13 protein-coding genes are annotated in these 17,386 nt (G+C 48.8%); all 13 read right to left on the bottom strand.

Annotated features, from left to right (window positions below; all coding sequences use genetic code 11):
- Nucleotides 1-9 precede the first annotated feature (9 nt).
- The 13 genes from JXQ28_14195 to JXQ28_14135 all read right to left on the bottom strand — a co-directional run bounded on the left by JXQ28_14195 (nucleotide 10) and on the right by JXQ28_14135 (nucleotide 17,294).
- The gene (locus tag JXQ28_14195) at nucleotides 10-201 is read right to left on the bottom strand and encodes a hypothetical protein (GenBank protein MBN2278883.1); all 192 of its coding nucleotides are present in this window, start codon (nucleotides 199-201) and stop codon (nucleotides 10-12) included.
- Between the two features lie 285 nt (nucleotides 202-486).
- Nucleotides 487-1,260 carry an energy transducer TonB gene (locus JXQ28_14190; GenBank protein MBN2278882.1) on the bottom strand — a complete coding sequence of 258 codons (774 nt, stop codon included), beginning with the start codon at nucleotides 1,258-1,260 and terminating at the stop codon, nucleotides 487-489.
- A 302-nt stretch (nucleotides 1,261-1,562) separates the two neighbouring features.
- On the bottom strand, nucleotides 1,563-2,309 hold the full coding sequence (locus JXQ28_14185) for an energy transducer TonB (GenBank protein MBN2278881.1): 747 nt from the start codon (nucleotides 2,307-2,309) through the stop codon (nucleotides 1,563-1,565).
- Between the two features lie 2 nt (nucleotides 2,310-2,311).
- Nucleotides 2,312-2,959 carry a biopolymer transporter ExbD gene (locus JXQ28_14180; protein ID MBN2278880.1) on the bottom strand — a complete coding sequence of 216 codons (648 nt, stop codon included), beginning with the start codon at nucleotides 2,957-2,959 and terminating at the stop codon, nucleotides 2,312-2,314.
- A 27-nt stretch (nucleotides 2,960-2,986) separates the two neighbouring features.
- Entirely contained in the window at nucleotides 2,987-3,481 is a 495-nt protein-coding gene (locus JXQ28_14175; protein MBN2278879.1) for a biopolymer transporter ExbD, read from the bottom strand.
- A gap of 3 nt (nucleotides 3,482-3,484) precedes the next feature.
- The gene (locus tag JXQ28_14170) at nucleotides 3,485-4,243 is read right to left on the bottom strand and encodes a MotA/TolQ/ExbB proton channel family protein (GenBank protein MBN2278878.1); all 759 of its coding nucleotides are present in this window, start codon (nucleotides 4,241-4,243) and stop codon (nucleotides 3,485-3,487) included.
- Nucleotides 4,244-4,286: 43 nt separating this feature from the next.
- Complete coding sequence (locus JXQ28_14165) at nucleotides 4,287-5,222, bottom strand: hypothetical protein (GenBank protein MBN2278877.1); 936 nt, start codon at nucleotides 5,220-5,222, stop codon at nucleotides 4,287-4,289.
- 46 nt (nucleotides 5,223-5,268) lie between these two features.
- On the bottom strand, nucleotides 5,269-7,158 hold the full coding sequence (locus JXQ28_14160; GenBank protein MBN2278876.1) for a tetratricopeptide repeat protein: 1,890 nt from the start codon (nucleotides 7,156-7,158) through the stop codon (nucleotides 5,269-5,271).
- A 640-nt stretch (nucleotides 7,159-7,798) separates the two neighbouring features.
- Entirely contained in the window at nucleotides 7,799-9,004 is a 1,206-nt protein-coding gene (locus JXQ28_14155; GenBank protein ID MBN2278875.1) for a hypothetical protein, read from the bottom strand.
- 58 nt (nucleotides 9,005-9,062) lie between these two features.
- Nucleotides 9,063-10,550, bottom strand: a complete 1,488-nt coding sequence (locus JXQ28_14150; protein ID MBN2278874.1) for an oligosaccharide flippase family protein — start codon at nucleotides 10,548-10,550, stop codon at nucleotides 9,063-9,065.
- Between the two features lie 107 nt (nucleotides 10,551-10,657).
- A complete protein-coding gene (locus JXQ28_14145; GenBank protein ID MBN2278873.1) occupies nucleotides 10,658-12,451 on the bottom strand; it encodes a VCBS repeat-containing protein in 1,794 nt (597 codons plus the stop codon).
- Nucleotides 12,452-12,718: 267 nt separating this feature from the next.
- On the bottom strand, nucleotides 12,719-14,983 hold the full coding sequence (locus JXQ28_14140) for a thrombospondin type 3 repeat-containing protein (protein MBN2278872.1): 2,265 nt from the start codon (nucleotides 14,981-14,983) through the stop codon (nucleotides 12,719-12,721).
- Nucleotides 14,984-15,176: 193 nt separating this feature from the next.
- Complete coding sequence (locus JXQ28_14135) at nucleotides 15,177-17,294, bottom strand: C10 family peptidase (GenBank protein MBN2278871.1); 2,118 nt, start codon at nucleotides 17,292-17,294, stop codon at nucleotides 15,177-15,179.
- Between the last annotated feature and the right edge of the window lie 92 nt (nucleotides 17,295-17,386).

The following is a 17,386-nucleotide window of genomic DNA, read 5'->3' as shown; positions in this document are numbered from 1 at the left end:
CCCTTGCTTTCATTCACAGCCGCCGAAACCACATCGCGGACAGGTAAAACAGGTGCCCAGCCGTACCAGCGACACCCCGCAGTCCGGACAGACCAAATTCGAATCAAACCGAATTTCCCGCCGGATCGGTTCCTTATCCCGCCCTGTAACAATAGGGGTGGTTTCAATTCCGGAGACAGATTGCCCAAGTTCGTTTATCATGATCGATTCTCCTTCTCCATATGATTAATTATCGACTCCAAACATATATACTGCACATTTGTGCAGTTGTCAAGTCTTATTTTTATGAAAAGGTTATTAATAAACCGGAAAGTCAAGATGTTGGATGGAATCCAATAATATACCCAATATATTGTAAAAAATAATTTGATTACCCCGCATAAAAAAAACAGCGCCGTTTAAGTATTGAACGGCGCTGCCACTGCTCCCCCCCAAAAGGCATCAATGCAGTGAGAGAGAGGAAATCAGGTTTTCAGCCGAATAAGCTTATCTTGAATCCCTCAATCGGAATTCCACCTTATAGGTTACCCAAACGGGAACCGGATAACCGTTTTGTATGGCCGGTTTATACTTGCATTCGAAAGCCGCCTGGCGGGCCGCCTCATCCAATCCCGCCCGGGTACCCGATGATTTGAACACAACCGCCTCGATCACATTGCCATTCTTATCTACCAGCGCCTTAATCCAGACCATACCCTCAATCCCCGCCATCCGGGCCGGCCTCGGATAATCGGGCGGCTCCTCATAAATCATGACCGGTAACTGCTCGACAAAGAAGACGCTGTCGATCAATGGATATTCCGGGACGGTCCCGTTTCCGCAATAATTAAAAGTTCTGTCTCCTTCACCGGTATCACCCCCACCGGCACCATAAACACCATTTAAGAATTCGCCTATTTCCGCATTTGTCGACAGGTTGTTATCCTCGACTTCCAATAACAGACTATCATCGACCAGCACCGGCCTATTGTGAATTTCTGAGTTGATCACGGCCGGGCGTCTTTTTCCGGAAATATTCGGTTTATCGCGCTCGACCGATGGCGGTGGAGATGGCTGAGATATGCCGCCGATTATTGGGGGTGTTCGGGCTTCAATAATTATTCTCTCTGGAGAATACAACAGATATAAGTGCAACCCCCCGATAATCATGGTTGTCATGATAATCGTACTCAATGTCCCCAGTAGCATACTGCGCTGATAGGTGGCTTTGAGTTCATAAGCCCCGTAGGGCATTCCGGCGATCCGACCGGATCGGTTCATAGTTGTATCCTCCTTTCGAAGGCGGGGACATGCTGGTCATTTATATGAGGCCCGGAATTCCGGGAATATTATCGTAACGAGATGATCACCGGTCGGTGCTGAAAATACCCAAATCTTACGACCTTGTCCGGTTTATCGCTCTATATGAAATGACGCTTCCCCGGATTGATCCGTTTAACGATTAATGCCTCTAATATCGATTACAGGTGAAATTCGATTTTCTTCCCTGGTCAGATATATATTGAACGGATAAAAAACGCCGCCCCGTGCAGGGGCGGCGTTAAGCTAATGTGAAGTTTTCCTTAGTGAGCGTCGGTCAAAGTAAATTCGACCGAGTAAGCTACCCAGATAGCCACCGGTCGGCCATTCTGAATTGCCGGTTTATATTTGCATTTATAAGCCGCTTCCACCGCGGCTTCATCGAATCCGGCTTTGGAACCGGAAGATTTATAAACCACTGCTTCACGAACATTGCCATTTTTATCAACCAGGGCCTTAACCCAAACCACCGCCTCCATACCGGCCTGACGGGCCAGACGGGGATAATTTGGCGGCTCCTCGTAGATCATCTCCGCCGGGACTTCCACCGGTACAAATTCATTGATATCCGGCATGAATTCGTCCTCGGCGATATCGACGACAATCTCGCCACCGCCTTCATCGGAAATAGCAGAAACCGGAGGCGCCACAATCTCCGCGATTTCATCACGGGAAGCAATCACTACATCCTCGTCCAGAACATCATCATCTGCCACCGGTTTGGGAATTCCCACCTTGGGCGCCGCTTTGTTGGGTGTGGAAATTTCCACCCTCGGTTTCGGTTTGGATATTGTCGGCGGCGGACCGAGATCGGCCACCGTCTTGATAATGGTCGGTTGCATGGCCACCGCCTCAACCTTGGTCAACTGCTGATAGACGAAAACCGCCAGGACGACCACGGCCACCAGAAGAACCGTAAAAATAGTCCCCGCGAACATATTTCGCTGGTACCTGGCCTTAAGCTCATAGGCGCCGTAACCGCCATACATTCCACTATAGGGTCGAGCCATTGTTATTCACCCCCTCCCTGCGCAACATTGAGGGCATACTGAACGATACGATCATCGGTATCTTCCCACTTGCCCATGGCATAGCGGTAGGAGAACTTTTCTTCCGGGCTCAGCTCCTCGACTTTTTTACCGAGGCCCTTGGCGATCTGGGCATTCCATGACCTTTCCAGAAGGTCAATCTCATCGAGAATATCAACCATGGAATTATAACGGGCCTCATTATTTATCAGAATCAGCGTATTCAATTTCGGAATATCATGATTCAGGTTCACCAGCAGGTTTCGCAGGGAATCAGCCGAAACCAGGTAGCCAAGAGTATCCCCCGCCGGGAGAACGGATGGCATAAGTTGCGGCGTGTTTTTAGCCGGATCGCCGATATTCCAGAAAAATCGGTCTTCCTGATCAATCCTTATCGTCAGCAGTCTCGATTCGGCCACTTCGATTGTATCCGTCTCCTTTTCAGTCGGCAGGTTAATTTCCATCGCCTGCGGCATCGAGAAAACCGTCGTCACCATGTAAAATATCAAAAGCAACATAACGATATCGACCATCGGGGTCATATCGATTCTTACATGAATACGACGTTTCTTGCGACGACCACCCTTGCCTTTATGCGATCTACTTGATTCTGCAACAGCACCACCGGCCATCTATATCACTCCTTTCAATCGGCGTCATTATGTACCCGCCTCTTCTTTGGCGATTGTCTCGGCCTCGTTATCGGTAATAATCAGAAACCGGGTCAGTTCGTTTTCCCGCATCGATTCCATAATCTTATCCATCACCCCGTAACTGGCGTCGCGGTCGGCTTTGATAACAAGTAAGGCTCGAAAATTAACGGCGCGCGCCCGCTGGATCAGCGAGGCCACATTATAAAGATCGGCCTCGGCCACTTTCCTTACGGTCGTCGTCCGTTCGACTCCGTCAATAATCACATCCTCCTTCTGAAGGAAATCGACAAAAATGGAGTCCTTTTTGGTCACCGTGATATTAATAATGTCCTTGTCCGGTAGCTCGATTTGCGAATGCGATTGCGGCAGAGTTACCGATTTTGCCTCGGGCGGTTTGAAACTCGTGGTCGTCATATAGAAAATGAGCAGGAGGATGGTAATATCCACCATAGGCGTCATATCGAGCACGACGCCGATACGCCTTTTTTTCTTTATAGCCATGAGTTACTTACCCACCTTGTCCTTTAATATCTGTATTACCTCGAAGGTAGCTTCATCGGTCGTATAGTTAAAGGCGTCCACCTTATTAACAAAGAAATTATAGAAAAAGATTCCGAGAATACCGGAAACCAGACCGCCGGCCGTATTCACCAGCGCTTCCGAAATACCGGTCGCCAGTGACTGGGCATCGATCACACCGCCCTCGACATTACCGGTCGCGGCAAAGGCGCGAATCATACCGATTGTCGTTCCCAGAAGACCGACCATGGTGGCAATCGAAGCGATGGTCGAAAGAGCAATCAGGTTTCTTTCCAGGAGCGGCCCCTCGAGAGCGTTGGCCTCATCAATAGCACCCTGGGTTAAAGCGATTTTCTTTTCGGGTTCGATGGATCCGTCGTCTTTGATCGAACGGAACTTCTCGATCCCGGCCCGTAAAACATTGGCGGTCGTTCCGCGCTGTTTGTCACAGGCGGCCAGGGCACCGTCGTAATCGTCACTGTGAAGCATCGTTACCAGCTTCTTAAAGAAAACCTGGACCGAGCTCTTACCCTTCGCAACCCGATAAAGGGATAGAAACCTTTCAACCACAAAAGCAATGAGCATAAGAAGAATGGTAAACAATACAACCACCAGAGGTCCGCCCTGATGTACCGAATGGGCGATTGTCCCCGCCGGCTGGGCTTTAAGGATAACGCCCCAGACGACATAACCGATCGTAAACGAGATCAGAAAGTTGAGTGTTACGAATAATGTCTGTTTCACGTCTATTAATCCTCCAAAAATAGTTTAATATTTGTTTTTCTTCCTAAATTTCCATGGCTTTCACGGCATTCATTATAAAACAGGCCAGAGAAAGATAAAAGCCGTAACCCAGAATACCAAGATATGTTCCGACACCATAACTGTCGCCGATCTGAACCATAATATTGGCGGTTGGGAATGAATAGGATGCCCCTCCAAAAGACAGGAGCAGACATAATGCCCAGATGCCCACCGGAATCCACCCAAACCGCATCCCCCGTTTAAGCCTGATAGCTTTGGTGTCAAGATCACCCTTAATTCCATAAAGAATATAGAGGGTGAAAATGGCGCCAAAAACACAAAACAACAGGTACAGTAAAAACAGGATTCCGGTAATCTTCAGAATAAATCCCGAGGACAGAACCTCCCCGAGATAACCGAGCGCTCCCAGAGCTGTTGCCTCCTTATGTTCTTTGCGGATTTCCACTCTCTTCCGTGACGACGTGATCGAGGAGAAGCCCCGCTCGTCTTTTTCCAGCACGGTTGTTGGCGATTCTGTAACTTCCGCCGTTCCGGCCGCCGGGACTGTGGCGCTGTCACCGCCAAGCATGGTCAGGGAATCCTCCGGTATCACCATTGCCAGCGAATCGGCCGGGGTCGCCGCCGGTGCGGCCGCCATGGGCTGATTCTGCACAACCACTTCATTATACCCCGAAAACCACGGGAGAAACAGAGAAACGACCAGCATCAGCGAGGTAATCGTTAAAATTACCTTCTCGTATCCGGCCAGGCGCGGAATATCGAACGTGGTCTTTTCGCGGAGTTTTAGTCCGCCTTTTCTTTTTTCACGCACTTCCGCAACAAGTTTATCCTTCTCGGCCTCGGATTTGAACAAATCCTTTATTTTGCCTGGATAAACCTCGAAGCCGACATACTTGAATCTTTTCTCCGGGTCGAATTCCTGCTCCTGTTTCGCCCCGCCTTCATTCTTTTCGGCCATATTATCTCCTGATAATTCAATCAATTACATTACAAGCAATCTATAACTAATATGAAAACTTGGTCCGTCTTTCGCCTTCAACTGCCTCTTTATTACCGGGATCGCACTTGAGAGTCTCCAGGTAACCATCGTGAGCCGCCTTGTAATCCTGCTTGGACTCCTCTTTCTGCTTGGCTTCGGCCTTCTCGATAGCCCGGAATTCATAAGTCTGGGCAATCCATAACAGAACATCCACGTCGGCGCACAGGGAACCTTTGGCCGCACTCGAACAATCAAGGGCCTTCTTTAAATAGGTCAGGGCCCGGCTGTAATTATTGGGACATATCCCGCCGAAATATGCATAACCCAATGATCTCAAGGCTTCGCAGTTATTCGGATCGATTTCAAGAACCCGTTCCAGATGCTTGACACCGTTGGCACAGTCCTTCAACTGAAACAGGTAGGTCGTTCCCAACATACTCAGGGCCTTCATCGCAGTCGGCATATTATCCGGATTTTCAGTCACCTTATCCCAATATTCAACCGCCACCTTTTCGAGATATTGCACCGCCAACCGGGCAAGATCAACATCCGCCAGAGGATCATTGGCCGGCTCGGTAGGCCGTCCTTCATCAAGCCCCAGATCTTCTTCTTCCTCAGCCATGGCCGCGCCGCCTTTATCCAGGAGATAAAGAGCCGACATGGCGGCGTTATAATAAAGCGACCAGTATTTGTCGTCCGCGCCCAGATCAATCCGTTTCATATAATATATCAGGGCGTTCCGGTAGTCCTGAAGATAGTTATAAGCCACCGCAACTCCATACAACAGACGATCCTGGGTGGAATCGTACTCAAGAGATTTTTTGAAATAAGTAATGGTGTTATAATAATCTTTCTGGGCCTGATAGCATTCACCGATCCGGCGATACAACTCATCATCCTTGACTCCGGTTCGATAGTCCTCACCCTGCTTTTTGACCCACTCTATATGCTTGTTGAAATAAACCAGGGCCGAATCGTACTGCTCATTGCCCTGATAGGCTCGGCCCATATAAAAATAGATGTCTTTGGGTTCCACCGGGATGGCCAGAATGGTTTTGAAATTCGATATCGCCTCGGGATAACCACCAATCATCAAATATGCCATACCCGATTCGTAAAAGGCCCGGCCATTCGAGCTGTCGGGAGCGGCGCTCGATATTTCGAAAAACTTCTTATAAGCGCCGATGGCCGCTTTATAATGATCCATGGCCTCCACCACTGTCCGGGACGAACGCGCCGCCTTGTAGTATATGCCTCCGGCTTTCATCCAGGCCGGTGCATGAGTCGAATCTTTCTGTAGAACTATGTTCAATTTCTCCAGCGCACAGGAATAATCCTTGAGTTCCAGGCAGGCCTCGGCCCAGTGAAAATAAACATCCATCCCGGCCGTATCCAGCTCCAGCGCCTGTTCGTATTCATTAATGGCCAGGGAATATACTCCCATCATGTAATTGTCATCGCCCAGGTTGACATGATACTCAGCCTTCTTGGAGTCTAAAATAATCGCTTTCCGAAATTCGGCGTCGGCATCATTGTACTTCCCCTGCGCCATATAAAGCAGACCCATTCCGTTATGAAAATCGGCCTTCATATCCTTGGCCTTCTTCAAACCCCGCTTGAGATTCTCCTCGGCGTCTTTCAGCTTGTTCAGTTTCATTTGTACCAGGGACAGGGCATAAAGACCCTCATAGAAATTCCGTTTTTTATCCACCGAAATCTGAAATTGCTCCTCGGCCTGCTTATACTTGCCCTGATTGAAGTATATATTACCCAGAGTCAGGTAATTATATTCATAACTGGGATCAAGCTTAATATCATTTTCAAGGAGTCCGATCGCCCCGGTAGTATCTCCCGATTCAAGAGCCTTGATTATCTCCTGTTTGATATCCTGGGAAAACAGGGTGAACGGAATCATAACCGCCGCCAGAACGATCAAAAACCTCAATTTTTGGATCGTATTTGTGCTTTGAACCTTCAAACTTAACACCTCACTTAGAGCCAAAAATTTAATCAAGTAAATTACGGTAAATCACTGTTTTGTCAAGCCTTTTGTTTCCTTCGATACAGTCTCTCAAATCTCCCTGTCCGACTGATTGTATTTCCTCTGATAATATCTGATCCGAAACATAAAATAAACAATCAGTAAAAGACCGATTATAACTCTGGCTATCGGCGACAACCCGACCGGCATAAAAATAACTATATAAAACCCCGCCACTAATACAAGGACTGCCGATAACAAATTCACAATTTTTTGTGGGCGCATTTTATCCATTTATATCTCCTGCAACTTATACAATCCACTCCCCGGTTTTCTTCCCGCCAATAACGCCCTTCAATATCTGCCCTATATCCGTGATTCCTATCAATTAGCATGCCGCCCCGACAATCATCGAGAGGCTTTGATTATCTCCTGCCGGACAACACCTTACATACTGCTCCCAACCATCGAAATCGCTTTCCTCCCGGACACCCGCAGTTATTGCGCTACCCCCCCCTGCCTCCTCTCTGAGAATTTTCCAATTTTCTGCCCCGCAAGTCATTACAAACAGCGACTAAATCATCCCGAAACCGAACCAGCCAAGACCGATTCGTATTTTTTTACTGCCATCAACGATAATTTTCATCTTTCCCAGATAATCTACCCGGTTTCCAAGAGTATCCACGGCCGGAGTAAAACGTAATTTCCTCACGACATCATAAAGCTGATTCTCCAGTGGGTCCATTAAAAACTTTTCAAAAACAACGGATTTCACCCGTCCGTTATTTCTTATCCCGACCGTCACATCGACCGTATCGCTGAATTGAATCAATTCGGTATTATGATATTGACCACCCTGGATATTTATGGGAAAGGGGGGATTGATGATGGAATCGAGATACGCCGCCGTTTCCAGGCGGAAAAGCTCCGGCAGTGACCTGTCGCCGCTGGATTCAGGGGGCAGCCACTCCCTGGTAGGATACAGGATGGACGGGAAAAAGCGGATGGTCAGGTATATTTTAGAAGGGATTTTAATTTCTCCGGCAACGGTCGGTGTGAATCTGGCATAAAGTAGCGCTTTGTCGGTTGCGGCGGTAAAATCGGGTTTGCCGATAAAGATCTTTTCATAATCAACCAGATCTCCCGCCGTATCCAGGTCTACACGATAAACGACGTAGGGATACATCCCGGTATCCCTCCCATTAGAGAAACGACAATAATACGACGGGAAACCCGCTAATCCCGGCATACGATAATCGTTGAGAAACATCATCGAGTCGAGCAGAAATCTATCCTTCCGGCACTCGGTTTCATCAACGGGGAATTGAAAACGGACCCCGGGACGACCATATTTGGTTTCAAAAGTGATACTGGCCGGAACGATAAACGGGATTGTTTTCCCGTCTCTTATGGCTGGATGAAATTCAAGATTCTCTAACGAGCCGCGAATATTCTCGATATAAACCGGCCGGGAATCGGGCCAGTACTGGAATGAATCCACGCGACCCGATTCATTAAGGAAAAAATGAAGGTTATATTCCAGGGGATAGCGGCTGGCGGGAATGTTTTCCCCTTCAATCGGTTCAAAGGCCCGGTCAGGGACAGGTATTTCCACCCCCAGCAATTCGAAAGCCTGACCATAAGGTCCTCCCCAGGTCAGCACAACAATCATGAAAATCAGCGTCGCCCGGTAAATCATTACCTGATTATAAACCCCTTTATCGCCGGTGTCAATTGCCCCGGACAATTTTTCATCCCTTGCACCAGGAGTCGGAATCATGCGGATTTCGATCTCCATAATATTGATACAAAATTATGTCAAATACGGATAAAGTTTCCTATGCCTTACCGCTCAGACGCGATATAATTGTCCTGATTTCCTCCCGATCGAAAATGAGTCCGGCCGCAAGTACACCGGCCATCCCGACCGCGGCGATTTCTGCAAAGAATACTGCCCAGTTTTCCGGCGGCTTCAGAAAACACAAAAATCTTGATATCAGGAAAGAAACCGCCAGGGCCGTCAAGGAGGCTTTCAGCATATTTCGATAAAAGGCCGCCAGATTAATATCCAGAATCATCTTGATCATCACCGGAACTGCAATGACATAGATAATAACCTGCGGAATTGCCGTACCATAGGCAACACCGGCAAGTTCATAATACCTGACCAAAATAATACTCAGCACCAGATTAAAAATCCCTTCGGCAATTATGACGTACAGCAGGTATTTATGTTTCTCAACCCCATACATTATGGAATTCGCGATAGACTGAGGCAGAAAAGCCGCCGCCGGAAGAATTAATATCCGGAGAATCATTGCCGATTGGTCATATCCCGGCCCCATCCAGAGTTTGATCATCGGTCCCCCGAAAACCATCAACCCGCCGGCTACCATAAAAGTGGCAAAATAGAGATATTTGGTGCCCCGCGTGTATATAAAGCGAATATTATCCTTTTTATTCAAAGCTTCATAATGACTGATCATGGGCCGAAGAGGAAAACTGACTGCCAGGACAAATGATCTCAGGTAAACGATGAATCCCGCCGCAATGGCATACATCGTCACCGACGAGGCATCGAGAAAATACCCGATCAAAACATTATCGGTATTGGCAATTAAAAGCCAGGCAATCGATATTAGAAAAGAAATAAAACCATAATTGACCAGAGTCCGGAATGTCTCCCGGTTGGCCAGCCGCGGATTTATACGGATTTCCGGGCGTATCCGGCGCAAAATCACGGCTCCGGCAATCATTTTTAAAAAGCCGAAAACAACATAACAGAGGGCAAAGGGAATCAATCCATACCCCGATTTAAACAGGATTATAATCGCCCCCGTGCGCAGGATATCCTCGGCTATCATTAAACCATAGGTAATATCAAAACGATGGAAGGCCCCGTGCGAATCGCCCCAGCACAACAGGCCGAAATTGAGAGCCGTATTGATACCCACCAGAAATAAAACTACCCGGCCCTGCCAGACAAGATCGGATGGGATTTTAAACCAGTCGAGCGCGAAAAAAGATAAAATCAGGGTCAGACCGATTACTGCCAGGCTGACCAGCGAATAGATGATAAACCCGGTGTTAAGCAGGGCATTGATTTTGTCATATTCACCCAGACCCAGGAATTTCGATATAAAACGAATCAGCGCCTGTTTCAGCCCCAGGTCCAGAATCGTCATGTAGTTTATTATGGAAACCGCCAATACCCAGACCCCATAGCGATCATTGCCGAGAGTGTGAATGATATATGGATTGACCAGAAAAACAAGAATTGCCCGGACCCCGAGCGAAGCCCAGCTGGTGGAGATATTTTTTCCCAACTGCCCGACAATATTCGCCATGATGGGGCAATATAATGAGATAAAATTCCGAGAGTAATATTTTTATCCAGGCAATCGGCATCACCAAGCTGCCGATTTTGGTCACATTAACAAATCGGCGCCGGTCCGGCACGATACAAATAATTAATTAAAAACGTCGCATCGAGAATATTAACTGTTCCACCGCCATCGGCATCGGCCGCCTGCACCGGTTCCGGAGCCGATCCGCCCCGATAAAGATAATTTATTATGAAGGCCACATCAAGTAGATTGACTGACCCGCCACCGTCGGCGTCGCCGCAGACAAATTCACAGGCATCGCCGATGCCGTCTTGATCGGTATCGGTCTGATCCAGATTGGGAATGTCCGGGCAATTGTCACAGGAATCACCAACCAGATCGAAATCGCTGTCAATCTGAGCCGGATTGTAAACCAGCTGGCAGTTATCGCAGACATCGCCGGTCCCGTCATCATCGACATCCCCCTGATCGGGATTATAAGTCTCAGGGCAATTATCACAGGCATAACCGAACTGATCTCCATCGCTGTCATACCGGGCAACCGTCTCAGCCGCCCATTCGGATCGTTGATAACTGCCATCCTGACTCTGAACCGACCAGTATATCACGCAATAAGGCGTCATATCGATTGTGATCGTCCAACTTGTATTATGCTCCGCATTGGGACACCAGCCCGGCGTCATCCCTGACATAATATCCTGGCCATCGGGAACCGTTCCGACCCGAAGGTTATACTTGAGCAAAGCCACCGGGGTATGATCATCCGAAGCGGGATTCCAGTGAAAAGTCACCGAACCGGAATCGGCGGCGGCATAAAGCCCGCCCGGCGTTGTCGGGGCCAGATTGATGATCGTATCAAGGATATTGTAATATATATATCCGTCACATCCGGCCTGATCAGGAAGTCCGTCATTATCAAGATCACCCAGCCCGCGCCAGTACGGCCAGGATTCGCCTGCGGAAGCGAGAAAACCGGTCCCGTTGTTTAGATATTTCGGCGCCACATCATCGTCACCATCGCAGTCAATATCAATCGATCTAAAATACCCGAAATCACCCGGCACTCCCAACGGATCATCCAGAAGTGTAAAATCCCCGGTCGTGGTGTTAAGATAACGATAAGTGGAACTACTCAGGTACTCCATCAGAAGAATATCCAGAAAACCGTCATTATTGAGATCGGTGAAAGTGCTCCAGGGCGATCCCGAAACATATGTATCCCTCAGGAGTACCCGCCCCGAAAAATCACGGCCGCCTTTGTTGACATATACGGCTGAAGCATTATCGTTATTGGACCATAGAAGATCATAATCGCCGTCATTGTCGAAATCGCCGACATCGACATCCTTGGAAATTCCATTCGGTTTGATGGCCTGATCAAAAAAGGTGCGGTTACCCTGATTCCAGAGTATATCGGCCGGGTAATCGAAACCATGGCCATTGACAACGATATCAAGATAACCATCATTATCCAGATCCCGAACCCGCCCGGCATAGACTGCCCCCGGACGGACATCATAGGCCGAATCGGATATGAAATGACCGGTTCCATCATTAAAATATATATAAACATGATCGCTGTCGGTCTGAACAAAATCCAGATCGCCATCATTATCCAGATCCCCCAGCTCATTGCTTCCCATCCCGACCGACAGGGAATCATAATAGATAAATCCGGTGTCGTCGAACAAGTAAACGGCCCCGGCAATAATATCATTGTGACCGTCATTATTAAGATCGGCAACGATATTCCTGCAATTTCCCCCGATAAAAATCCCGGATTTGGAAAAAACAGCCGCTCGCCCGGTTCCAAATACAATAAAACCGATCAGGATCATTATTAATATCCGCCCCTCCCGCAATACTCGTCGCCGATTCATAAGCCTCCTCACCCCATAAAATTAGCCATAGCCGTCATCAACCCACCCTGTTACGATCCGCAGGCAAATCAAATTTCTATACTCCTGAGATCGGATCTCTTCTGTCCACAGGTTTCAAAATTAAAGCATTATCTTAAACCGCTGATCCCCTGATAGACGTAATAGTCCGCATCTCAGTCAAAAATAAATACGGAAAAATGGCGCTCCCGGTTTCAGAACATTCTTCTCTTAATTATCAGCTCTTATTATTATCAGCTCTTATTATTATCAGCACACCGGCGCCGGTCCCCCGCGATAAAGGTAATTTATCAGGTAGGTAACATCCAGGATGTTTATACTGCCGCTCCCATTCATATCACCCGCCTCATCAAGTGGTGTCGGCGGCGGGCCGGAGCGGTAAAGGTAGTTTATTAAGTAGGTGGCATCCAGGATATTAACCGCCCCGCTTCCATCGGCGTCGCCGCAGATATAATCACAGGCATCGCCGATTCCGTCGAAATTACTGTCGGTCTGATCCGGGTTGGCCACCCGCGGGCAGTTATCGTCCGGACAGGTATTGGCCGGATATTCCGGGTCGCCATATCCGTCGCCATCGATATCGGTACAGTCATCACAGGGGTCACCCAGACCGTCATCATCGGCATCGAGCTGATCGGCATTGGCAATCGAGAGGCAATTATCACAGACATCACCCACCCCGTCACCATCGCCGTCAGCCTGATCATCGTTGTAAATATCGGGACAATTATCGACCGTACAGGTATTGCCCGGATAACCGGGATCTCCATAGCCATCACCATCACTATCGGTGCATAAATCACATACGTCGCCCATCCCATCACCGTCCCCGTCAAGCTGATCGAGATTGGCCGCCGCCGGGCAATTGTCGCACTCATCCCCGATCGTATCGCCATCGGCATCATCTTGTGAGACATTGGCCACAGTCGGGCAGTTGTCGCATTCATCGCCGACCTCGTCGCCATCGGTATCGGTTTGCAGGGAGTTGGCCAGCGCCGGGCAATTGTCACAGTCATCTCCGACCCCGTCGCTATCCTCATCGAGTTGATTTGGGTTCGCCAGTGACGGACAGTTATCGCAAACGTCACCGCAACCGTCACCGTCCGTGTCGGTCTGGGCCGTATTGCTCATCAGCGGGCAGTTATCATCATAGAAATAAATCCCATCACCATCGTAATCGATTGAATCGAAACGAACCATTTGCAGATAAACATTATCGTCGCCAATCAGACTATAGGAGTAAACGACTCGAACACCATTCTCACCGATATCGGCACTTCGATAATCCTCGACCACCTCGTGCCCGGTTTCGCTGATCGGTTCGGGCGTACTCCAGTCGGCGCCCCCGTTATCGGTTTGACTGCCGTACAGAATCTTATCCCTGATAAAAGTACAAACGAAAGTCGTCCCCCCGACATAGTCCAGCTCGGGGTAATTTTCACCGTCAACCGATCCGGCCACATAACTGCTGTTGGTCAGATGATCGAGATCGCCATCATCGGTATACCAGCAGATGATATCATAATCACCCGGTGTGCTTTCGTTGTAAGTTGCGGCCAATATCACCAGATTGTCGTTGTTGGCGGCTACCACGGGGTAAATAATATGCTGATCGGGATCGGTAAAGGATTTCTCCAGGGCGGTCGTGGTCGAATCCCAGTTGGCGAAATAATCCTGCCGGATAAACAATTTATACTGCTCATCGGTATCGTCATAGCGGTCATAAACAGCATATGTTTTCGAAGTGACATGGTCAATCGCCGCCGAGGTTGTCCGACAGCTGTCGGCCGCGGAGTAATAACTGATCATGCTGTAACCGAGAGCATCGGTCTGATAGAAAATATGCGGCGCATCAAACAAATCATAACCAGGGTAATCGCGGCTGGCCACCGCCGACATGAAACCCCAGTTCCATGATTGAGCCCCGTCATCGGCGGCCAGTTCAATCATTTTAATACTGTGCCATCCCTGCGAGGCATAACTGGCCCACCAACCCTCCCAGCTCCCTCCATTAACCGGTCCCGGGAAACTCATCAGCATAAAGGCCCCGCCGTTCTGGAACGCGAACGGAGCGACATAAGCCCCGTAAAACTGGGTCCCGGATCCCCAGTAATCAATCGTCGGATAGGTGGATCCGTACAGATCCAGATAGGCCGTCGAGGCCCAGTCGCTGTCGTCATCGATCCGTCCCCGCCAGTAAAGAACACTCGGCGGTGCCAAATCCGGATAATATTCAAATCCCTGAATCAGGTTTTCCGCATTGTCATAAGCCAGAGCCGGATGTAACCGGTAGTAGATCGAGGTGTCTCGGGTATCCTTTGGATTGAAACCGATCGGATCGACTTTGATCTCTTCCATTTTTATTGACGCCCGTTCCGGTTTTTCGGAGATTATTATCGAATGGATCGCCTCTTGATTGGTTAATACGACCGTTCTCTCGGCGAATGCCAATCCACAGATTGTCAGATAAATAAGTACCAAAAAAAGACCTGCCGATAATCCAAGAGTTTTCATACCGATTTCCTCCCGGTTATAGAGTTTTGGAATTATCTCCACTTAGGGCATTATATAAACAGTAGTAAAAGCGGTAAAATGAAACACCCCGCATTTATGACTTATTTATTATAATATTGGTTGAAAAAAAGGCCCTGTCAATCTATTTCATAAATCAACAGGACCGTTTTTTCAAAAAGATGGGCCAATATCGTCAGGGACAAATCGGGCCCGGGCCATTTTTATAAAGATAACTTATCATGTAGGTCACATCCAGAATATTCGTAGCTCCACTGCCGTTAACATCACCGGCCGCCGATGGAATCGGTTCCGGACCGCTCCGGTAAAGATACGTAACCATATAGGTCACATCCAGGATATTAACGGCCTCATTGAAATCGGCGTCTCCGCAGAGATAATCAAGCGATATCGTGGCCGATTCAAGCAGGGGACAGTAGTTTAAAATCGGACCATAAAAAAGCGGTTCATAAGAGGAGTATCCCTCGAATCTTACCTCCGTGGTCTGATCCAGACTGCTTCCGGCCGGAATGGTAAAATATATTTTCAGGATTGGGCCGTTTCCGGCCTCCAGGTCGGCGGTTGTACTCTCGATGTTGTAGAGAGAAAACATACAGGTTTTGTTGACTGGATCAAGACTGATTCTTTTGGCATAGTCGAAATACTCCGTCCGGCAACCGATAGTATTGAAAGAGTCATATGTAATCCCCAGCAGTCCACTGTACTGCACGGGCATCTTAATTCCGCGCAGAGGCACCGTATTGGCGGCGTTGACAACCACCTCCACCGACTGCCCCGGATCCCCTTTGATACTCATCGCCATCATGGTATCGGCCAGGACGGTAATGTACTTGGTGGTGGCATAACTGCGAATCTCGCCGCCGGCGTTGACTTGTAGTGTAACATCATAGCGCCCCGGCTGGGTGAAAAGATGTTTGGGCGATTGCACCTCAGATGTTCCCCCATCGCCGAAATTCCAACTCCAGCTATCCACCGTTAGCTCGCTTTCGCCGAAAAACTCCACCTCAAGGGGATACTGCCCCCAGGTTGTATCGGCTGAAAAATACACCCCGCGATCCGGTACAATATTGGTCATAGCATACTCAACCGAGGGACTGCAGCCGTCCCAGTTGCAATACAGATCATCGATGGCGTACCAGTAATTGTTGCTGCCGCCCCAGCCGTAATTCATATGCACCTGGTGGGTCTCACCGTACATTCTCCAGCCGTCGCAGACAATCGAATGACTGCTGATCCGGTACTGCATTGGCCGCCCGGCCTCGATTTCGCTTTGCATCAGGTTCGACCAGTTCAACAAATTATAGGCATAGCGATCATGCTTCTCGATTTGATTGAGATATCGAAAATGATCCGGGAAAACCTGCTGAACATCGGCCGTGTAAGCCCCGGAACCGCACACGCCGTAATCCATATTGAAAGCCACCCCGACCTCAAAACACAACTCGGTCAGGGCGTTTATTTGATCGAGGGTGCAACCACCGGTACACTGGTCGACAATATTGTCCCAGTCATAGGGATCGGTGTAGTCCGCCGTAATAATCTGGGAGGCACTGCTTCCTTCACAGGAATTATCCCCGTACCAAAAATATCCGTGTGTTCCGGTTCCCTCCGGCGGCCACCGGTGGTACGCCAGAATCTGAGCCGCGGCCGTGGCCACACAACCCACCACCGTTCGCCCGCCGTCGCCGTACGGGCATAACTGATTATAAGGATAATCCTGATGCCACTTGGTGGTCAGAAGCGGCCCCAACTCATCCATCGGAGCCGGTTTGTTTCCCTTCAGATCATCCTGAAACTCCTTTTCACTTTTAAGATATCTCGCCCACTCGATTCCATGTTCCGGTCCGAACATCATTTCATCTCTATCCATCTGAGCGGCCTCGATACTCCCGTAACGCTCGATGTACATTCCGATCCGATTGGCCAGAACCTCCCGCAACAGGACCGGAACCCCGTCGGCATCATTCCAGTCGATCCCGTTTTCATCCGAGTACGCCATAATCGGCGGCATTTCTTTTAACACGGGAATAACCGCCCAGCCCTCCGGTTCGAATTTGAAACATCGTCCCAAAAGCATTCCATCCTGCCGGATTTCTTCTTCCGATATTCTTTGCGGATCGGCCGCACCGGCCCAATCGCCCTGCATCATCGTGATATGGGTCAGCCAGTTGCCGCAAACCAGATCCATCTCCTCTTTGGTGGCCATGGTGCCGAAGACTGTTCCGGTCAATAATGTCATGATTAGTGCGGCCCGGATAAATAGCCGGGTTTTATGAAAGAACGATGTGAGCATGATCATCCTCATCTCTTATGCGGTTCTCGAGGCCAAACGTGAGGTAATGTCTTTGTCCAAATATAATTATAAATCAAAAAGTGTCAAGAAAT

The sequence above is a fragment of the Candidatus Zixiibacteriota bacterium genome (assembly GCA_016933955.1).
Taxonomy (GTDB): Bacteria; Zixibacteria; MSB-5A5; order GN15; family PGXB01; genus JAFGTT01.
The sequence above is the reverse complement of the archived record's forward strand: the minus strand, read 5'-3'. Positions and strand labels throughout refer to the sequence as shown.